Here is a 21936-nt window from a genome sequence, read left to right as displayed (position 1 = left end):
GCAGGCCTCATCGCTTGAGCCGGTTATGCAGCCGAGTTGCCCTCGATGCACCCCGCGTCAGTTAATGTGACATCACCGTTCGAAAGACGGGCCATCTCGATGGGATCCTTGAGGTAGCGATCCGCATGACGCTCGAGGCGGGAGCCGGCCTCATCGATCGTGCAGCCTTGCCGGATACAGCTCACCACGTCCTGCAGACGCCGACGATCCGGATGATGGTACAGAACGTCACCCACGGCGACCGTCGGCACCTTCGCGGCCTGGGCCGCCTGCTCGATATAATAAAGTCTCAGGTGTTCATTCGGCGCAAACCGTCGGATCAGCGCCATATAGCCTCTGCTCCCAAACGTTTCTTTCAGCCGAGACAGATTGCCCTTCAGTTCATCACTGGGTTCGTCGCCAAGCAGGATTTCCAGTAGGCCTTCGTTCCAGGTGACTAAGTCATCCCAAGTCAGGAAGCACTTGCCTTTGCCGCCCCGGCTTTTGCCGATGCTGAGCAGCCGGCATAGCCGGGAATAGGCAGCCCGGTCGGTTGGGTACACCAGCAACGAGGTGCCATCGGTGAGGTCAAGACGGCAGCCAACAACGAGGCGCACGCCCGTCTCCCTCGAAGCCTCATAGGCTCGAACGACCCCTGCCAACGAATTGCGATCGGTGATCCCGAGAGCTTGAATGCCGAGCAGTTTGGCTTGCTCAAAAAGCTCAGCCGGGCTTGAGGCTCCCCGTAGGAACGAAAAATGGGTGGTCACCTGCAACTCGGCATACATAAAACGACTCGTTCCTCAAAACTCGCCGCCTATCTAGAACATAACGGGAACATTAGCCGCAAACCGATCCCTTGGCCCTCTGTGACTTGTCCGCGTTTTCCACAGAGCAGGCGGCAGCTGGGCGGCCTCTTTGCTAGCGCAAGAAGACCAGTTTCCAGTAGTTCAGCAGCGGAAATGAGCCAGGAAAATCGATCTCTTTAGATCAGCGCACCTCAAGGGATGATCCAGCGGGCGTCACTGGCCAGCCACACAAAGCCAGAAATCGTCAATTCCGCTGAAAATTGAGACATCTAGGCAATTCCAAGAGATGCTCGGGCAATTCCCTAGCGGAATATTATGCTATCAGGGCGATCTGACACTTCGCGGGCCAGGTGGAGCCAAGAAGGGGCTCCGCTTGTAAGCGACTGAATCTAAAAGGAGAAGTCCTCTGGGGCTTTTTCCCAATCTTTTGCATGGGGCGCCAATGACCACCGACTCTACTGTTCCGTCGTACTCGACCAACGCCACCGCTCCCGCGGACCAGAACTTCGAGGCGGCCCCGGTCAGCGACGGCTCCCTACAATCGTCCTTTACCTTCGGCGGACTGACGTTCGCCCAGACCGGGGGAGTAAACCCCTGGACCACCGTGTGGCCAGCCAAAGACCTGTACATACCCGTGGGGCTCGACAGCAACGTCGCCATCTTCAATGGCAACATGGATGACGGGGTCAACAGGTTCGCGGTCTCCTCTGCCGACGGTTCCTCGTTCCGCCTCGCCTCCTTTGACATGGTCTCCTTCGTCTACAATACGATGAGTGGCATGTTTAACGGCGCCCAGTCGGTGCGGATCGCGGGCTACAAGGACGGCCTGGAGGTCGTTAGTGACAACGTCGACCTTTCCATGGGCTCCTCAGGCTTCGGTTCCGTCGGCGTGTCTGACCGTTTCGTCGGAAAGAACGGTTCAGACGACGCCAGCATCAAGGCGAGGCTGACGTTCGACGCCTCCGGCTGGGGCAACATCGACTCGATCTTGATCGAGGGCAACTTTGCTACCTTCACCACGATCGCCCTCGACAACATCGACCTTGAGCCGGCCTCGGTGCCCGACACCACGCCTCCGTCCGTCGTCTCCATCGTCCGTTCCGGCAACAATCCGGCCCTCACGAATGGGAATACCCTGACGTACACGGTCACCTTCAACGAAGCTGTGATAGGCGTCACTGCTGACGACTTTAGCCTGTCTATGACCGGTTCGGCCACGGGAACGATCACGTCCGTGTCGACCAGCGACAGCACCAGCTATACGGTCACGGTCTCGGACGTGTCCGGAGCGGGAGACATTCGCCTCGATCTCAAGGGGACAGGCACGGGCATCCAGGACGCCAATAACAACGCCATCACCACGGGCTATACCTCCGGGCAGTCCTACTCGGTCGACGGCATCGCGCCTCAGGTAACGGGTGTCAGCAGCCTGACGGCCAACGGCGTGTACGCCATAGGCGACACGATCACCGTCACTGTTTCGTTCAGCGAGGCGGTCACCGTCTCCGGCACGCCGCAACTCATGCTCAAGATCGGTGGATACGAGGTGCCTGCCACTTACGTCAGCGGCTCGGGTTCGAGTATGCTTGCATTCACCTACACCGTAGGGACCGGCGACCTCTCGCTCGATCTCGAATACGCCTCCTCGACTGCGCTACAGCTCAATGGCGGCGCCATCCGTGATGCGGTCGGTAACAACGCCAGCCTGACCCTAGCCCACCCCGGAACCGCCGGGTCACTCGGGGCCAACAAAGCGATCGTCATCGACGGCGTCGCGCCGACCGTGATCTCCGCATCTATTGACGGTTCCTCGCTCGTTCTGACCTACAGCGAGGACATGAGCGTCTGGGGAGGTGCCAATGCCTTGATCAGCGGCTTCATCGTAAAGGTCGACAGCCAGATCGTGGCGATCGCGAACCGTGTGTTCGGGGCCGACGGCAGGACAGTGGTGATCACCCTTGATTCACCTGTCACCAAGGGGCAGTCGGTTGAGGTGATCTACGAGGATCCGACGTCCTCCGATGACGGAGACGCAGTTCAGGATGTGGCTGGCAACGACAGCCCAGGCTTCGTCGATCTCCCCGTGACCAATTTGACGGCAGATAGTCAAAAGCCGGTTGTCACGGGCGTCTCGATCCCGAACAAGCCCATGGCGCTCGGCGAGGTGGTGACTGTGACCATCACCGTCGATGCGGATGCCGACACGTATTCCCTCGGTCCCAACAGCCACGTAGGACCGTACGCCCTGACGGGCCTCGTGAAGGTGAACGACACCACCTACACGGCCAAATTCACCGTCACGGAACTCACCGGACCCAGCCTTCCCGGGGAGGACATCAACGTCGGGATCTCGCTCATCGACGGCGCCCAGAACCTGAGCAACTTCTACAACCAGCCCATCGTCCAGGATAACGACCGCTTCGACCTGACCCGTCCCGACCTGGTCAGCGCCTCGGTCAACGGCTCGACGCTGTCGCTGAACTTCTCCGAGGCTCTTGACCTCACCAATCTCCCGCCATCCTCGGCCTTCGTGGTTCTCGTCGACGGCAATGCCGTGGCCGTCTCCGGCGTTTCCGGAACTTCGGCCGGGCAGGGCATGACGCTGCAACTCGCTTCCCCTGTCACCAAGGGGCAGTCGGTTGCCGTTTCCTACGTCGATCCGACTTCGGGCAATGACGCGAAGGCCATCCAGGACGTGGCCGGCAATGACGCGGCATCGTTCACGGGTGTTACCGTCGCCAACGCAACGACGGGCAACCTGGTCGATGGCGTCGAGGTCGTCGAGACCGTGAGTAGGGGGAATGACGGCATCCGGACCAAGTCCATCCTGGTGCAGCCTGTCCAGCCGGGCCGAGTGAATGACACCGGTAGCGCAGCGTTCGCCGACATCGAACTGAATACCATTGAAGGCAAAGCCGCCATTCTTGCCCAACTGGCCACGGGAGCCGGGCTGAACGCCGAGATGTTCGACCCCTTGGGCAACATCAGCAGGCAAGACTTCGCGATCATCCTGGCGAAGGCCCTCAATTTCGATCTCAGCAGCCCCGTAATCGGTCGTTCGAGCTTCGGTGACATCGGCTCGAGCATCTCGGATTGGGCATCCAAGTACGTCGAGGCTGCCATCCAGAATGGCCTTCTCAATGCAGTGTCGGAAGTCAAGCTGACGGGCTTCGCCGATAGGGACACTCTCCTTAATGGCATGTCCACCTACGCGAACGTCATGGTCTTGGATGCCTCCTCCGACGGCATCAGGCGCAAGGTGCAGGTGAACGACATCGGGTTCATTGCCCTCAAGGGATCGGCCGAGATCTACGGAGGCAATGGCGCCCAGTTCATCGTGGCGGACAACGCCAGCCAGCGTATCGTCATGGGCGCCGACGACGATACAATCCATGGCGGAGGAGGGGACGATTACGTCGGCTCCCTCGCGGGCAATGACGAGCTCCACGGTGACGAAGGCAACGACACCGTTTCGGGCGGTATCGGCAACGACACTCTCGACGGCGGCACCGGCATCGACATCATGTACGGCGGCGCTGGTAATGACACCTACTATGTCGACATGCGCAGTGACACGGTGGTTGAGTACCGAGGCGAGGGCACCGACACGGTCCAGAGCTCGGTGAGCTTCGTCTTGTCGAACGGCAACATCGAGAACCTCGTGCTCACCGGCACTGCAGCGTCCGGCTACGGTAATGGCCTTTCCAACAAGATGCAGGCCTCCGGCGGTGGGAGCATGCTCTACGGATGGGGCGGCAACGACACCCTGTACGGTGGCGCGTCGCGCGACCGCCTTTACGGCAGCAGCGGCGATGATCGTCTCTACGGCAACGGCGGAAACGATCGCCTGTACGGGGGCAGCGGCAAGGATCGCCTCGACGGTAGCACAGGCCGCGACTACCTCGCCGGCGAGGGTGGTAATGACGTCCTGAAGGGCGGTGACGGCCATGATACGATCAGCGGTGGCTCCGGCAACGATGTGATCTATGGCGAGAGGGGAGCCGACGTTCTTTACGGCAGCTATGGCCGGGACGTGTTCGTGTTCGATACCAGGATCGGCAGAGGCGAGGTGGACTCCATCCGGTCCTTCGATGCGAAGAACGACACGGTCCGCCTGGAGAACGCTATCTTCAAGAAGGTCGGTGGTACAGGTTCTCTCGACCGCGATGCTTTTTGTGTCGCCAGACACGCCATGGATGCAGAGGACCGCATCATCTTCGACGTGGCGAAAGGTGCGCTCTACTACGACAAGGATGGTGTTGGCGGAGCGGCACAGGTGCAGTTTGCTAAGTTGGACAAGCACCTTTTGCTTACAGTCGACGACTTCCAGATCATCTGAAGATCACAGAAAGCCTCAAAGGGGGCTCAACAACCAGGGGCAACATGATGACCACACAGAACATACCGGCCAATGGGCTGCAAGACGTGACACCGTCGATGGGCGTCGGCAATTTCATTCCTGGCTTTACGCTCAGCAGCACCTTTGTTCTCATCAGCAACGACGACCCTTACGGCATCTACTTCGACTCGACTGCCGATGAGGCCACCAGCACGAAGGACGCGACGCTGACGGTGGCGGCGGATAACCTCAACCTGCGCAACTTCGACTTGACGGGGCTCAATTTCCCCGAGTTTTCCGGATCTGAGCCCGCGTTGAATGGCTCCTTCCTGGTCACTATCACTGGTTATAAGCTCAATGGCACTCAAGTCACCACAACGTTTCACAACCTAAAAGACTCGCTCGGTTACGATATCCTGCCGAACTACTCACAGTTCACCGGCATCACCAAGTTCGATGTCCGGGTTCAGGCCGAGCCGTATAATGGGCAGTGGCTGTTCCCTGTCTCCAATCTGACCTTCGATAGCTTCACGATTGCGAATGCGACGGCGCCCAATGCCGCTCCCGTCTTCGTGGGATCAAACTCGATCAACCTCAATCAGAACGGTGGTGCGGTCGATATCACCGCGCTGCTGCATGTCAGCGACCCTGACAGTGGCCAGACTCTGACGTGGTCGCAGCAGAGTGCCCCAAGCCACGGCACCCTCAGCATTTCAGGCGCCACAGCGAGCAGCGGCGGTGGCAACATTAAGCCCGGCGGCGTCATCACCTATACACCGACGGAAGGCTTCACCGGCACGGACAGCTTCACAGTCCAGGTATTCGACGGTTTCAGCACGGTCACCCGCACCATCACCGTCCAGGTGAATCCCGCCCGGCCGAGTGCCCCCAACCTCGCTGCTGGGACCGATAGCGGTGTCAGTGCTACCGACAATGTCACCAGCGCATCGACGCTGTCGTTGAGCGGCTCCGGCGCTGTCGGTGACAGCAGCAGCACGGTGCGGGTGTTCATCGATAGGAACGGCAACGGTGTCTATGATGCCGGCATCGATGCAACCGCCACGACGGTGATGACCAACGGCCTCTGGACTGTCGGAAATCTGCCGACCAGCGGGCTCGCCGACGGCTCCTACAACGTCTACGCCCAGACGACAGCCTCCAGCGGAATGGTAACCAGCGCACCCAGCACGGCGCTGAGCATCACCCTCGACCGGACTGCGCCGACGCTCGCGATCTCCTCCAACAGATCGTCACTGAAGGCTGGAGAGACAGCCACCATCACGTTCACATTCAGCGAGGATCCGGGCGCTACCTTTACTTGGAATGGCTCCAGCGGCGACATCGCGGTCACCGGAGGCACGCTGAGCGCGATATCAGGCACCGGACTGATACGCACTGCCATCTTTACCCCAGCCGCCAACACCGATTCCAGCCCGGCCAGCATCACGGTCGTATCCGGCAGCTATGGGGATCAGGCCGGGAACGTTGGCGGCGGGGGCTCGACACCCAGCCTGACGTTCGACACGAAGCCGCCGGCGGTCCCGTCGGCGCCAGACCTAGTGGCTGGCAGCGATACGGGACATTCCAACTCCGACAACCTCACCAACGACACGACGCCGACGTTCACCGGCACAGCCGAACCAGGGGCGACCGTCCGCCTCTATGCAGGTGCCGTCCAAGTGGGCAGCGTCACTGCCGACGGTTCCGGTAACTGGTCAATCACGGCGGCCGGTCTGGCCCAGGGGAGCCACCAAATCACCGCGCTGGCGCAAGATGCAGCGGGCAACCTCGGCCCTGCGTCAACAGGCGTAACGGTGACCATCGACACGACGGCACCTGCCGTTGACATTGCTGCCTCGACGCCATCCGACAACGGGACGGGAACGTCCCGGGACAGCAGCATCGTCCTTCGCTTCGACGAGTCTGTCCAACTCGGCACCGACGGCTGGATCGTCCTTTACAATGTGACCGACAGCACAGTCGTGGAAACGATCCCTCACAACTCACCACGCGTGAGCGGCTGGGGCTCCAACGCGATCGTGATCGACCCCTCCGACACCTTGCCGGCAGGAAAGAACATCGCCGTGACGTGGGGCGGCAAAGTGTTCATGGACACCGCCGGAAACTACGTGACGCCGAACTCCACACTCACCCTGTTCAATTTCACAACGGAAAACCCTCCTCCACATGTCCCGGCCGTGAGTCCCGCCACCGCCACGGAGGACGGGACGACATCTGGTCTCGTCATCCAGCCAGCGGTGATCGGCCCGGCCGCGACCCATTTCAAGATTACGGGCATCACGGGGGGCACGCTGTACCTCAACGACGGTGTCACCCTGGTGTCCGAAGGGCAGTTCATCACCGTCTCGGAGGGAGTTGCCGGATTGAAGTTCAAGCCGGCCGCCGACGCGCATGGCACAACAGGCTTCGGGTTCGAGGTACAGGCCTCGGTCGGAACGGACGGCAGCGCGCTCAGTTCGACAACTCCGACCACGGTTACGGTAAGCGAGGTCAACGACACTCCCGTCGCGACAGATGACACGCTGTCCTCCTTTGCTGAGGACGTAGGCGCGATCGTCATCCAGCTCGCGGACGTGCTCGCGAACGATGGCTCCGGGGGCGGCGAGAGCGGCCAGACCCTGAAGATTACCGACATCTTCGATGCCGTTGGCGGAACGGTCGAGATTGTAGGCAACACGCTCGTGTTCACCCCGGCCCCGGACTACCACGGCCCAGCCTCCTTCAAGTACACCGTGCAGGACGACGGCACCACGAACGGGGTCGCCGATCCGAAGTCAACGACCGGCAGTGTCTCCTTCAACGTCACCGCCGTTGCCGACACCCCCACAGTCACAAACGTCACGACCGCAGAAGACACCCAGAGCGGCGTCATCGTCATCTCCCGGAACGCGCTCGACGGAGCCGAGGTGACCCATTTCAAGGTCACCGGGATCACCGGAGGCACCCTGTACCTTAGCGATGGCGTGACCGCCGTCACGAACGGTGCATTCATCACCGGAGCGCAGGCTCAGGCCGGGCTTAAGTTCACCCCGTCCGCGAACTCCACTACGGCCGGAACCTTCCTGGTGCAGGCAAGCGTAAGCGCGTCCGATGCGGGTCTGGGCGGCACTCCCGCGATGGCGACCGTCAGCGTCACGCCCGTCAATGATGCTCCCGTGATTGGGTCGTCGCGACCCAGCATGACAGTTGCCGAAAATGCCGCGGCGCCCTCGGGCCAGGTAGGCATGGCGGTAACGGACCTGCTCGGTACCTTCTCAGATATCGACGGCGTTGCCCGCGGCATCGCGGTGGTCGAGTCGAGCACCGGCGGAACAGGCCGCTGGTGGTTTTCAATCGACGACGGCGTGACTTGGCAGTCCATGGGCAGCACACTCAGTTTTAACGCGTTGCTTATCGCCGAAGAGGGTGGACGGGTCTACTTCCAGCCGAACGCCGGCTTCTCAGGAGATACCCGCAGCCTGCACTTCAAGGCATGGGATATGACCGAGGGCACCAATGGGACCAAGGCAACCACCACCACGAACGCGTTCAGCACGTTCCCTACTTTCCTGTCCGTCACCGTCGAGCCGGCCAATGATGCCCCTGAGCTGACCGTTCCGGTATCGGTCGATGCCTACGAGGACATGCATGCCATCCTGACCGGAATTGCGGTCTCGGACATCGATGCCGGTTCGGGGCTTGTCACGGTCACCGTAACTGCCGCGAGCGGTGTTCTTGCCGCATCGTCCGCAAACGGGGTGAATGCCTCGGGAAGCGGAACAGACGCTTTGGTCCTCACGGGGACTATAGCCGACGTCAATGCCTTCTTCGCAACTGGCGCTGTCGGGTTCCAGGCTCCCGCCAATGTGAACGGAGCGATCAAGGTGCACGTGTCGATCAACGACAACGGCAACACGGGAGTCGGAGGTGCGCTGATTGACGAGGCCGAGTTCGATATCATCGTTGCTCCGGTCAATGATGCTCCGACATCGGCGGATCGCACCGTAACACTGCCGGAGGACGGCTCCTACACGTTCAAGGCGTCCGACTTCGCGTTCGCCGACCTGACTGATGCCAACGCGCCGAGCTTGTTCGAGTCCGTCATTATCGACGTGCTTCCGGACCAGGGCAGCCTGAGGATAGACGGCGTGGCGGTCACCTCAGGGCAGGAGATCAGCCTTGCAGATATTCTCGCCGGCAAGCTGGTGTTCACGCCGGTCTCAAACGAGAGCACTGCCGGCTCCCAGTACAGCGGGTTCACGTTCCGGGTGAAGGACAACGGCGGAACTGCGAACAACGGCGCCGATACGTCCGCGCAATACCAAGTGCGCATCGACGTGATCCCCGTGAACGATCCGGCTGCCATTTGGGGCGACCTTGCCGGATCAGTGACTGAAGACGGCAACTCAACCGCATCCGGTATCCTGACGATCAGCGATATCGAGCCGGGCGAAGCCGGGTTCCAGTCCATGGCCGACGTGAAGGGCACCTACGGCACTTTCTCTCTTGATCATCTGACGGGAGCCTGGACCTACGTGCTCGACAACGGAAGCACTGCTGTTCAGGCCCTGCGCGAAGGCGAGATGAAGCAGGACGCGTTCAAGGTTCGTTCAACCGATGGCACCGAAAGGACCGTGGCGATCACGGTCACCGGAACCCGCGACGCAGAAATGATCGACGGCGTGGATGTCATCCGGACGGTCACTGACAACGGTGACGGCACGGCATCGCAAGTGGTGACGATCCCGATCGTGACCGCTGGACGGACTGAGACCGACGGCAGCGCCGGCTACGCCGACATCCCGCTGGTGACGACGGGAGGACGTAACCTGCTTACCGTCCAACTCGGAGTCGGCATCGGCCTGACCGCGTCGGGCTTTGCGGCTCCGAAGACGGCCGGATCGTCCCTTTCGGACCTGATCCGCGAGATTACGGCCCACACATCAGTCGGTTCAGCCGATCAGGCATCTCTGACGAGCGGTGGGGCAGGCTTCCTCGCCGCGTTGCCTACCGACAGGCCGCTCCTCGTGCAAACCATCGTTGCCACGCAGGGCGGCGTGACCTCCGGCGTTCCGATCGTCATCAGCGGCAGCAAGGACGCGGATGCTCCCGCGCCTGCACTCGTCATCGACGCACGCGGACTGTCCGCCGGAACAGTAATCGAGCTCCACGATGTTGCCTTCGCAACGATCATCGGCAACGTTCGTGTGACCGGGGGCTCCGGGTCACAGGTGGTCTACGGCGATGCCGCCAATCAGTCGATCGTGCTCGGTGCTGACGACGACATCCTGCATGGCGGCGCTGGCGACGATTACGTTGGATCCGAGGGTGGCAACGATTCACTCTTTGGCGATGAGGGCAACGACACAGTCTCCAGCGGTATCGGCGACGACCGGTTAGATGGCGGCACAGGCGTCGACGTTCTTATCGGTGGGGTCGGTAACGACACCTACACCGTCGATATGGCGAGCGATCGTGTTATCGAGCGCCGGGATGAGGGCATCGATACGGTCCGGAGTTCGGTCAGCTATCTGCTGGAAAACACGCACGTCGAAAACCTCGTTCTGACCGGAAATGCCACCTATGGCTACGGCAATGGGTTGGCCAACAGGATATATGCCACTGACAACGGCAGCATGCTCTATGGCTGGGGCGGCAATGACACTCTGTCGGGCGGGACGTCGCGTGACCGCCTGTACGGCAGCAGCGGCGATGACCGCCTCTATGGCAACGGCGGAAACGACCACCTCAACGGAGGCACCGGAAAGGACCGTCTGGATGGTGGCACCGGCCGTGACTACCTGGTGGGAGAGAGTGGCAACGACACGATCCTCGGCGGTGACGGCAATGATACCATCTCGGCAGGTCGAGGCGACGATGTGATCTACGGTGGGCTAGGGGCGGATGTGCTCGATGACAGCTACGGCCGTGATACTTTCGTGTTCAACAGCCGTCTCAGTCGGGATCAAGTCGACACAATCAAACACTTCGATGTCGGGCCCGACACGATCAGGTTGGAAAACGCCATCTTCAAGAAGGTCGGTGGGCGCGGATGGCTGAACGAAGATGCGTTCCACATCGGCGCCAGCGCGGCCGACAAAGATGATCGCATCATCTACAATACCAAGAAGGGCGTTCTCTACTATGACGCGGACGGCACAGGGGCAGCAGCGCAGGTCGCCTTCGCCAAACTGTCGAAGAATTTAAGTCTCACGGAGAAAGACTTCTTTATCGTATGATGCTTACTCAAAACGCATCGTAAGCTTTAAAGCATCGGACTCATAAGTGTACTTGCATTTTTGGGATCGATCCGATGCTTCTTCAACTGGCGCATCGTGGGGACCGGAAAAAGGGGTCCAATTTTCAGCACGATGCTCTAGCTGCCTGCGGAAACTAGAGCAACGGCGGTTCAGACGAATCCATATCCTGCGGCGGTGAAGTAGTTGCGGCATTCCTCAGCCTCGATCCCATCGCAGATGTCGCCAATGGCTCGCCAGAGCGCGTCAAAGGTGCGGGCTTCGGCTTTGCGCAGGTGCGCCTTGATCTTGGCGAAGAGTTGCTCAATTGGGTTCATGTCTGGACTGTACGGGGGCAGGAACAGGAACCAGGCGCCGCGTTGCTTCAGGCACTCCGCCGCCCTCTCGCTCTTGTGCGCCGGCAGGTTGTCGAGGATCACCACGTCTCCCTTGGACAAGGTCGGGGCGAGCTGGGTCTCGACATAGGTCTCGAAGATCTGCCGGGTCATCGGCCCGTCAATCACCCACGGGGCCGTCAGCCCGGAGTAGCGCAGCCCCGCCACGAAGGTTTGGCTCAGCCAGTGCCCGAACGGCGCCTTGGCGTACAGGCGCTGCCCCTTGGGACAGCGGCCACGCAGACGCGTCATCTTGGTGGTGGTGCCGGTCTCATCGAGAAACACGAGCCGGTGCGGCTCCTCGCGCATGCGCGGCTGGCGCTTGGTATTCCAGTGCTCGCGAGCCTGACGCACGTCGGAGCGCCCTTGTTCGCTGGCCCGCAGCGTTTTTTTGAAGCGGTAGCCTTGGCGGCGGAACCAGTGCGAGATCGAGGCGGGCGTGACCCTGGTGCCAAGAGCTGCCAGTTCAGCCTCGAGCTGCGGCATGGTGATGTCGCCCTTCTCGGCGACACGCTGGAGCAGGAAATCGCGATGCGGATCAAGCTTGGAGTAGCGCCAGCCGCCCTCCGGCTTGGGCGCCAGACTGCCGGTGGCCCGATAGGCCGCCATGAGCCGGACCACAAAGGCGACAGAGACGTCAAAATGCCGGGCTGCCTCATGACAGGAATGCCCCGCCTCGACAAAGCGCACCACCCGGCGGCGCAGATCCAGCGAGTAAGACTTCGTCATCGCTCATCTCCTCCAAAGAGGGTCAAGATGAGTGAATCACGAAGCCACCACGCCGCATAGCCCCAACGACTCCGTCAGAACTGCCGTTGCTCTAGTCGTTCGGGGCATGTCACCCTAGCTGAGTATAGCTGCTGAAGGAGCCGACTAGCCCGGCTTTTGCACACGCCAATCCGGATATGAAGATTTTGGCAAGCGTCGTTATGTTGGTTATGTTGCCAATCGAGCTTTGCCAACCCGAGAACCGAGAGGACGCCCAAGAGCGTTGCAGATCCATGCACCTATGCGGGTCAGCTCGTCGAGATCGGTGCCTGTGGCTAAGCCTTGCCCTTCGAGAAGATACACAACGTCTTCGGTTGCCACATTGCCGGTTGCTCCCGGAGCATAAGGGCATCCTCCGAGACCGGCCACGGAGGAATCGATCGAGCGCACGCCGTATTCGAGCGCGGTTAGAACATTTGCAATTCCCATCCCATAGGTGTCATGGGCATGGATCGCGATCCGCCCGACAGGGATGCTGCCCGTCACGGCGCTCAGGAGGGCCTGGATTTCAGCGGGACGGGCAGCTCCGTTGGTATCACCCAGCGCAATCTCGTCACACCCCATCGCGAAGAGTTCCTCGGCAACCCTGACCACGGAAGAGACAGGGATCCGTCCCTCATAGGGACAGCCGACCACGCAGCTGACATAGCCCCTGACCTGCCGATTGGCTGCTTTCGCCTGCTCCACGACGGAGCGGATTCGTGTAAGACCCTCGGCGATGCTGCAGTTCGTGTTGCGCTGGGAGAAGGTCTCGGACGCGGCGGTGAACACCGCAACCGTTCCGACTTGGCTTGCTAGAGCCGGCTTCAATCCGGCCTCGTTGGGAACCAAGGCGAGGATTTCCGAGCCCGCAGGCGGTTTGAGCGCGGCGATCACGGCTGCGCTGTCTGCCATCTGGGGAACCCATCGCGGCGACACGAAGGCTCCCGCCTCGATGTGCCGGAGACCGGCACCGAACAGGCGTTGGATCAGCTCGATTTTGATCTCGGTCGTTGGATGGGATGGCTCGTTTTGGAGCCCGTCCCGGGGACCAACTTCCACAAGGCGCACTTGGTCCGTCATCGATTAAGAGTTCCTGATCTTTGCCAGCTCAGCCTCCGCCGCATCGATCCGCACTGTTCCTGCGGCCACGAGCGCCCGGGCAACAGCGTCAACCTCCGCGCCCAGCGCTCCCGCCATAATGGCGACGTTCTGTGCATGCAGGGCCATGTGGCCCTTCTGAATGCCGGTGGTGGCGAGCGCACGCAAGGCCGAGAAGTTCTGGGCAAGGCCGACTGCCGCGATGATGCGGGCAAGCTCCTCGGCCGCCGTCACCCCCAGAATGGACAGGCACGCGCGGGCGATCGGGTGTACTTTCGTAGCGCCGCCGATCAGGCCGACAGCCATGGGCATTTCGAGAACGCCCACAAGGTGTCCTTCCGCCGTTTTCTCCCAGCGGGTCAGGCTCGTATAGCGACCGGAGCGTGCCGCATAGGCATGGGCTCCGGCTTCGACCGCGCGGGTGTCGTTGCCGGTGGCGAGAACGATGGCCGAGACGCCGTTCATGATGCCCTTGTTATGGGTGGCCGCGCGATAGGGATCGGCCTCGGCGAAATGGTAGGCGCTGATAATGCCGTCCCGAACGGCTTCGCCGCCAATCGCCTCTGCGGGCCACACGGCCCGCGCCCGCGCCACCCGCCGGTCAGCCAAGTTTGAAAGAATGCGCAGGAAAACCTTGCCTCCGGTCCAGCCCTCGATGCTCGGGGCGAGCTTCTCGGCCATAGTGTTCACAGCGTTGGCTCCCATCGCGTCGCGGGTGTCCACGATGAGATGTGTGATGACCATAGGCCCGCCGCGGCTCTCAATCACCCGGACCTCAAGATCGCGGAAGCCGCCTCCGAACTTCACGAGCACCGGATCGCAGGCATCGCAGATTTCCTTGATGTCATTCTTGCGCTCAAGGATCTTGATGCGCGCGCTCTCGGGGTCGCTGACGCCCACGAGCTGAACCTGGGCGATCATCAGCGCGCCGGACATGGAGGTAGTGAAGCCCCCTTCATCGTAGCATTGCCGGGCCGCATTGCAGACCGCAGCCACAACCGAGGACTCCTCAGTCGCCATAGGAACCAGAATATCCTTGCCGTCGATCCGCATGTTGGTTGCGACGCCTACCGGAATCGTCATCGTGCCGACCACGTTCTCGATCATATGGTCCGCAATATGCGGATCGAGATTGCCGGTATTGCCCAGTAAAGCGGCGGATTGCTCGTCGAGGCCACAGAAGTCCGCAACGATCTTTAGGCGCTCGGCGGTCGACATCTTGTGAAACCCGGAGATACGTGAGGAGCGGGCGGATGTGTTCGGCATGTCAGCCATGGTGAACTCCAAGCTTTATTGGTCCATGATGCGGGGAAGGATCGTCATGAGGCCAGGGAAGGCCATCGCAAGGGCAAGACCGAGGGTCTGCAGCGCCCAGAACGGAAGGATTCCGCGGTAGACGACACCCATATTCAGATGCGGAGGTAGCGTGCCCTTCATGTAGAACAGCGTGTAGCCGAACGGCGGCGAGATATAGCCCATCTGAATGGTGATCGCGTACAGCACTCCAAACCAAATCTCGTCGAAGCCAAGAAGCCTCACAATCGGAATGAAGACGGGAACCGTCAGAAGGATGATGCCGATCTCGTCGAGAACCGTGCCGAGGAAGATCAGGATCAGCATCATGACGATCAGGATCATGTAAGGCGCGATCTGAAGTCCCTTGATGAAGTTCAGAAGCGCGTCCGCACCGCCAAGCCCGGTAAAGATCGCCACATAGGCTTTGGCGCCGATCGTAATCCAGAGGATCATCGACGTTGCCTTGAGAGTGTCGACACCGGCTCCCCATAGAGCGTTCAAGGTAAGGCGGCGCTGCGTGGCCGCAGCGATGCAGGCTCCAAACACACCGACGGCCGCCGCTTCGGTAGGCGTCGCGATACCGAAGAAAATCGATCCAAGGATCATCACGATGAGCAGGGTCGGCAGGATCAGCGAGGTCAGGGCCGCAAGGCGTACCGAGAGCGGTGCGGGCTTGAAATCCTCAGCCAAGGGAGCGGCTTTCGGATTAAGCCAGGCGACCATCAGGATGTACCCGATGTAGAGCACCGCCAGCATGAGGCCTGGCACGATTCCGGCGATCAGCATCTTGCCGATAGAGACCTGCGCCGTGACTGCGTAGACGATGGTGAGAACGGACGGAGGGATCAGAATACCCAGCGTTCCGGAGGCGCAGATGGTGCCTGTCGCAAGACCTGGATCGTAGCGGCGGCGAAGCATTTCCGGCAGGGCCAGCATGCCCATGGCCGTGACCGCGGCGCCAACCACGCCCGTCATGGCCGCCATGATGACGGAAATGACGACTGTTCCAATTGCGAGGCCACCGCGAACCCGGCCAAACCACAGCTCCATGGCGCGATAGAGTTGCTCGATCACTCCGGAGCGGGAGAGAATACCCGCCATCAAAATATAGAGCGGAATTCCAAGGAGCGCTTCCGACCGCATCGTGTCGAAAACCTGGAGCACGATGATAACCACCGCGTCTGCATTCCAGAGCGCCACCGTGATGAGAAGCGAGAGCCCGCCGAGAACGAATGCGATAGGCAGGCCCGAGAGCATGAACAGGATCAGGCCACCAAACATCAAAACGAGAATTGCGGTGGAGCTCATAGGCCTGCTTCCATCGGATGGGGTTCCTCGACCTTACCGGCGAGGATCGTCAGAAACTCGGCGAATGCCTGCGCGAGAAGCAGGAACAGCGCAATCGGAACAGCCGCTTTCGTCCACCAGATCGGTGGGTTCCATGCGGAGAAGGACGTCTCGCCGTACATGAATGAGTCGATCGTGATCGGCAGCGTGTACCAGAGCAGGATGAGACAGAACGCCATGATGATGGGCATGTTGACGAGATCCACCATGCGTCTCGTGCGGGCGCTGAGACGCTGGTAGAGCAGGTCCATTGACACATGACCTCTCAAGTGCAGCACATACGGGCCGCCGAGCAGGAAGTACGGGCCGAAGAGAAGCGTTGCCAGTTCCATGCCCCAGACGGTCGGCATATTAAACAGATAGCGCATCGTCACCTCGATCAGCATGATCGGAACAATGACGAAAATGAGTGTGACCGCGAGGGCGAAGGCCGCCTTGTTGACGGCCGTCACCCCGGCCACGAACGCAGCGACGAGCGATGACACGAGCCACTCCTGCAGATTGTCAGGAAAAGGATCAGGCGCCGGACAACCGACGCCTGGAGCAGGACTGAGTTTAAAGAACGCCCTGCTTCTTCATGAAGTCCATCTGGCTGTCGAGGATCTTCTTGGCCAGAGCATTGTCCTTGGTCGCAGCCTTCCAGGCCTCAACGGCCTTCGCGCGGTTCTCGCGGATGTCGGCGGGATCGAGGTTGTGGATCGTCACGCCCTTCTCACGATATTTGGCGAGAACGGCAGCGTCCTGCTGCCGGATGTTTTCGCGAAGAGCCTTGGATGTCTCTTTTGCAGCTGTTTCCAGGGCGGTCTTGAACTCCGTGGGCAGACGGTCATAGGCGGCGCGGTTGGCCACGTAGCTCGTAGCCGTCGTGGGCTGGTGGACGCCCGGCAGCACCACGTGCTTGGCCACTTCTGCGAGACCGGCCTCGTAGTTCGCCGTCAAGTCGCCACGGTCGGCGATATCCACTACGCCCTTGTCGAGGGCCGAATAGACTTCTGCCGTTGCGATCGGGCTAACGCTGACGCCGAAGGCGCCCATCACGGACGACGCCAGACCCACGAAGCGGCCCTTCTTGCCGGCAAGATCGGAAATCTTGGTAATCGCCACCTTGGAGTGGATGGGCTCCTGACCGTAGACGGTGGGAGCGATGTAGAAGAGGCCTGCGGGCGCATAGGCCTCCTTGGCCATCTGGAGACCGCCTCCCTCGTAGAACCATGCCTCATACTGCTCCGGCTCGGGGAATCCGAACGGCACCGTGCTGGTAAAGGCGAAGGCCGGGATCTTGCCGGCCTCATAGCCGTCGAAGGTCTTCATCATCTGGAAGGCGCCGCCGCGCACTGCGTCGAACATCTGAGCGGCCGGAACAATCTGGCCTGCCGCGAACAACTCAATCTTGAAGCGTCCGTTCGTCAGTTCGCTCACACGCTGGACGAAACGCTCCTCGAACTTCTGGGGCGTGGTTCCCGGATCCCACAGCGATTGCATGCGCCAGGTCACGGCTTCCTGTGCGAAGGACGATGTCGCGAGACCGAGCCCCAACGCGAGACCGAGCCCCAACGTCTTGCAGATATTGCGGCGATTGAGTGAAGTCATGGCGTTCTCCCATTTGCTTGAATGAGGGTCTTGTCAGTACCCTTCTTGACCAAACAATGATCTATGACACTTTGGGACAGTTCAAGTGACAGTTGGTAGGATAGTCGATGTCACTGTACCAAGCTTCTATCTGGTACGGTCTGGCATGGCTCACGGGATGGTTAGGTGATGACCCGCGTTGAAAGTGTTGTCGAAAGAATCATTCGCCTCGTCGACAGCGACATTCTCAAACCCGGCCAGCGCGTATCCTCCGTACGAGCCGGCGGCATCGAGTATGGTGTGTCCAAGAACACAATGGTGGAAGCCTATGACCGCCTCGTGGCGCTGGGATATCTGACCGCCAAGCAGGGCTCCGGTTACTATGTAGCCCAAACGAAGCGGCCATCGGCAATGGAGAGGCCGCCCCATGTGGTGGAGGCGGTCGATTTCGTGTCACTCCTGGAGGAACAACTCGTTCAGCACTACGCCGTACGCGTTGGGGACGGACGCCCGCCGGCCTCATGGACGGAGCGCTTCGACATTGGCAACTCCATGCGCCACCTCAACGTGTCGGGCGGGGAAAGCGAGCATGGTTATGGGACGCCTCAGGGCTTTGCTCCTCTCAGGGAACGCGTAGCGCTGGCTCTGGCGGAGCGCTCGATCCAGGTATCTCTTGACCAGATTGTTCTGACGCATGGGGCCAATCATGCCCTCGACCTGATTGCGCGCCGCCTTTTGCAGCCGGGCGATACGGCGCTGGTCGACGATCCAGGATATTATCCGCTCTTTGCAAAGCTCAGGCTCTTGAGAGTCAACATCGTCGGCGTCCGCCGCCTGAGCGACGGTCCGGACGTGGACGATCTTGCGGCAAAAGCTGCAGCCTTCAAGCCGAAGGTGTTCTTTACGCAATCGCTTGCCCACAACCCGACCAGTGGCTCCCTGTCCCTAGCCTCCGCCCATCGCCTGCTGCAGGTTGCCGAAAGCCACGGCTTCCAAGTGGTGGAGGACGATCCTTTCGCGGACATCCTGCCTTCATCCAGCGCTCGCCTCGCTGCCTTGGATCAGTTGAGGCGGGTCATCTATGTCGGCACCTTCTCGAAAACCCTGTCGGCCAGCCTACGGGTTGGGTACATAGCGGCGGAACCGTCGCTCGCAAAAACACTATGCGACTTGAAGATGGTGACGATCACGAGCACTTCGGAATTCGTGGAGAGGATCGTCTACAACATCATCGCAAGCAGCCAATACCTGCGCCATTTGCGGAGGCTTAAAGCCCGCGTTGCGACAGCAACCGAGTTAGCGATTGCCCACCTGAAGGAGATCGGCATCGAGATTCCAATTACTCCGAGCGGCGGGTACTATCTTTGGGGACAGTTGCCGCCGGGAGTGGACGACCGTGACTTGGTGAAGAAGGCCGCAGAACAGAGTATCTTCATCGCGGCAGGATCTCTCTTTACACCTGAGAAGACAACCCTTGCTCCGATGATGCGGATCAACATCGCCTATGCCGATGACATACGGTTCCTGGAGTTTATGAGACAATACTTGGCCAACCGACCGTGATCCACAGTTTAGAGCGTCGGACTTTAGAGTGTCGGGCCGATGCTATTCAAGCGTGGACTGGATCAATCAGCACCTATGAGGAAATTCGTGCTGGAGGATGCTCCGCCGCGAAATTTCCCGGTTCTGTCGCAAACTCGAAGTATAGACAGTTTCTAGCGGCAGTCGCGGCGATAGCGGCAGAACTATGTCGTTGATCCTACGCCAGCCGGCCAGTGCGAGCACGCCAGTATAGACAAGTAGAAACTGAGTTTGCGACACAACCGAAGCGAGAGCCAAGCACCCAGCAGGTCGACCGGCCGAGTTTTTCAACGGCATCGACCCACTCCGGATGTTAGCCTTAGCCCTACGGGCAGAAAGGATTGGAGTACTCGAAGGCGGAGAGGGGGCAGCAACCGCCTAGGCGCCACTTTTTCCATCTGACCCAAGCCGCTCAGGAAGCCCGAGTGCCGCATCGCAAATTCGCCCGATTGGCGCTACGCTGGGCCGGTGCCGCCTGGATGCCATAGGCGCCTAACAATGTCAGTGGGAATTATGCCAGCGGGACTGGCAACCGCCCTTTCGCAGGCCCGCCATCTGCTTCTTGGCACGCTGGTGTTCCTGCTGGGTGGAGTGCTGGCCCATGCGCAGACCCAGGCCACCTCGTCTAGTCCCTTTGGGGGCTTTGCCGGATCGTGGTCAGGCAGCGGCACGATAGCCCTGTCGAACGGCACCACCGAACGCCTTCGCTGTCAGGCCACCTATGCGGTGGCATCCGCCGGCACCAACCTTCGGCAGAACCTCCGCTGCACGAGCGACAGCTACACCTTTGAGCTCAGGACAGACATCACCGCCGAGGGAGGGCGTGTCACTGGCCTTTGGATGGAAACCACCCGCAACATGCAAGGGAGGATCTCCGGCCGAGTCTCGGCCGGACGGATAGACGCCGTGGCCGAGGGGCCCGGCTTCTCAGCCGGGATTGCCATGGCCCCTCAAGGCACACGGCAGGCGGTGAGCATTCGTTCCCAAGGCACCGAGTTGTCGCAGGTGTCCGTCACCATGGTCAGGGCGCGGTAGCCGGGATGTTCAATGGCCACAGGAGTTCTGCGAAGGCGCAAATATGGAGACGCAGGCACGGTATTCCCTGATCGGACTGTTCACACTCTGTGTGATCGCGGCCGCCTTTGGCTTTGTGTACTGGCTTCGCAGCGCCGGCGGGTTCAGCGACCGTGAAACCTATCAGGTCGTGTTCGAGAGCCCTGTTACGGGGGTGCTGCCCGGCTCGCCGGTCTTGTTCAACGGCATTGCGGTCGGGGAGGTCACCGAACTGCGGCTCAACCCGGATGATCCCAACCAGGTGATCGCCACACTTTCCCTTGACCGCAGCACGCCCATCAGGAGTGACACCCAGGCCGGCCTCGTATCCCAGGGCCTCATGGGCGCACCGTCCATCACCCTCCAAGGCGGCACGCCCACCGCGCCGCGCCCCAGCTCAACGGACGGCGCACCTGTTCTGAAGGCAGATCCGGCTACGAGCCAAGACCTGAGCCAGACGGCGCGGGGAGCCTTGCGGCGCCTGGATACTCTGATTGCCGACAATGCGGAGCCGCTGCATGGCATCCTGGCCAATCTCAGCACTTTCTCCGCCGCCCTCGCGCGCAATTCCAGTCGCCTCGACGGGATCCTGGAGGCCATTGAGCGCCTCGGTGGCGGAGGGGCTGCCAAAGCACCCGCCAGGATCTACGACCTGTCGGCGCCACATGCCTTCCCACCCATCGACAAGGTTGCGAGCGGTCAGTTGGTTGTTCCCGAGCCAATCGCGCTCGTGCTGTTCGACACACAAAAGATCCTCGTGCGGCCGCAGGTGGAAGAAAGCGGCGGGTTCGATGCGCAGTGGAGCGACAGCCTACCGAAGCTTCTGCAAGCCAAGATTATCCACAGCTTCGAGAATGCAAACTATCCTCAGGCTGTCGCACGTCCTACAGAAGGCCTCACGGCTGATTACCAGCTCCTGATCGACATCCGCAGCTTTCAGGTGGAGCTGCTGCCCGAGCCGAGAGCTGATGTGGCGTTCTCGGCGAAGATCCTGGCTGGAGACGGCCGGCTCGTCGGCTCGCGCATCGTGCACGCAAGTGTCCCGGTTCAGGCCACGGATGCGGCAGCGGCGGCCGCAGGTCTGAATGAGGCTTTCGGCAAGGCCGCGACCGACCTGGTGCTTTGGGTGTCGAGCCTAATTTGAAGGGCCTGGTGTGATGCGGCACCATCAGCGCCTCGGCGACAATACCCGGTCGCCTGTCCTCTTCCAGCAGAGCAACAAGGGTGATGTGGCAGCCATTGAGGCTGACTCGGCAAGTCCTACTGAATGCTCCGGAATGGCCGCTCCAGGCACATCTGAGAAGTTAGGCGGAAGTCAGCCAACTCAGCCAAAGCTGACGCTCGCGAAGGGCAGGGGATCAGCAGAGAATGACCCGTTTCAGACCTTCGCTGTTGTGGCTGAAGATCAGCAGCCATGCCCCCCGATTGCGAACATCCTTTGCTCATTGGACGGGGTTTGGCACTCGGCCCGCAAAGCGTTCTCC

At 60.8% G+C, this 21936-nt stretch carries 11 protein-coding genes and 1 pseudogene; 5 read left to right on the top strand and 7 right to left on the bottom strand.

Going from position 1 to position 21936, the window contains the following annotated elements:
* Positions 1-83: 83 nt before the first annotated feature.
* A pseudogene (locus tag JKL45_RS21790) lies at positions 84-767 on the bottom strand (PHP domain-containing protein); the annotation flags it as partial.
* A gap of 463 nt (positions 768-1230) precedes the next feature.
* Between JKL45_RS21790 and JKL45_RS21785 the strand changes: the two are divergent.
* Together JKL45_RS21785 and JKL45_RS21780 are read left to right on the top strand one after the other, a co-directional pair.
* Positions 1231-5127, top strand: a complete 3897-nt coding sequence (locus JKL45_RS21785) for a SwmB domain-containing protein (RefSeq protein ID WP_201863684.1) — start codon at positions 1231-1233, stop codon at positions 5125-5127.
* 44 nt (positions 5128-5171) lie between these two features.
* On the top strand, positions 5172-11366 hold the full coding sequence (locus JKL45_RS21780) for a tandem-95 repeat protein (protein ID WP_201863682.1): 6195 nt from the start codon (positions 5172-5174) through the stop codon (positions 11364-11366).
* 170 nt (positions 11367-11536) lie between these two features.
* Here the strand turns inward: JKL45_RS21780 and JKL45_RS21775 are convergent, their stop codons facing one another.
* From JKL45_RS21775 to dctP, 6 genes are all read right to left on the bottom strand, one after another.
* Positions 11537-12487, bottom strand: a complete 951-nt coding sequence (locus JKL45_RS21775) for an IS630 family transposase (RefSeq protein WP_201863680.1) — start codon at positions 12485-12487, stop codon at positions 11537-11539.
* A gap of 207 nt (positions 12488-12694) precedes the next feature.
* On the bottom strand, positions 12695-13588 hold the full coding sequence (locus JKL45_RS21770) for a hydroxymethylglutaryl-CoA lyase (protein WP_201863679.1): 894 nt from the start codon (positions 13586-13588) through the stop codon (positions 12695-12697).
* A gap of 3 nt (positions 13589-13591) precedes the next feature.
* Complete coding sequence (locus JKL45_RS21765) at positions 13592-14881, bottom strand: hydroxymethylglutaryl-CoA reductase, degradative (RefSeq protein WP_201863678.1); 1290 nt, start codon at positions 14879-14881, stop codon at positions 13592-13594.
* Between the two features lie 15 nt (positions 14882-14896).
* A complete protein-coding gene (locus JKL45_RS21760) occupies positions 14897-16210 on the bottom strand; it encodes a TRAP transporter large permease (RefSeq protein WP_201863677.1) in 1314 nt (437 codons plus the stop codon).
* Complete coding sequence (locus JKL45_RS21755) at positions 16207-16734, bottom strand: TRAP transporter small permease subunit (RefSeq protein WP_201863676.1); 528 nt, start codon at positions 16732-16734, stop codon at positions 16207-16209. Before JKL45_RS21755 ends, JKL45_RS21760 begins: the two co-directional genes overlap by 4 nt.
* A gap of 70 nt (positions 16735-16804) precedes the next feature.
* Positions 16805-17839 carry a TRAP transporter substrate-binding protein DctP gene (gene dctP / locus JKL45_RS21750; RefSeq protein ID WP_201863675.1) on the bottom strand — a complete coding sequence of 345 codons (1035 nt, stop codon included), beginning with the start codon at positions 17837-17839 and terminating at the stop codon, positions 16805-16807.
* 168 nt (positions 17840-18007) lie between these two features.
* Here dctP and JKL45_RS21745 point away from each other — a divergent pair, with 168 nt between their 5' ends.
* The 3 genes from JKL45_RS21745 (at position 18008) to JKL45_RS21735 (ending at position 21596) form a co-directional block, all read left to right on the top strand.
* Positions 18008-19381 carry an aminotransferase-like domain-containing protein gene (locus JKL45_RS21745; RefSeq protein ID WP_201863674.1) on the top strand — a complete coding sequence of 458 codons (1374 nt, stop codon included), beginning with the start codon at positions 18008-18010 and terminating at the stop codon, positions 19379-19381.
* A 516-nt stretch (positions 19382-19897) separates the two neighbouring features.
* Positions 19898-20434 carry a hypothetical protein gene (locus JKL45_RS21740; RefSeq protein ID WP_246498778.1) on the top strand — a complete coding sequence of 179 codons (537 nt, stop codon included), beginning with the start codon at positions 19898-19900 and terminating at the stop codon, positions 20432-20434.
* A gap of 43 nt (positions 20435-20477) precedes the next feature.
* Complete coding sequence (locus tag JKL45_RS21735; protein ID WP_201863672.1) at positions 20478-21596, top strand: ABC-type transport auxiliary lipoprotein family protein; 1119 nt, start codon at positions 20478-20480, stop codon at positions 21594-21596.
* The last annotated feature ends 340 nt before the right edge of the window (positions 21597-21936 follow it).

This window comes from Microvirga soli, from assembly GCF_016734765.1.
Taxonomy (GTDB): domain Bacteria; phylum Pseudomonadota; class Alphaproteobacteria; order Rhizobiales; family Beijerinckiaceae; genus Microvirga; species Microvirga soli.
The sequence above is the reverse complement of the archived record's forward strand: the minus strand, read 5'-3'. Positions and strand labels throughout refer to the sequence as shown.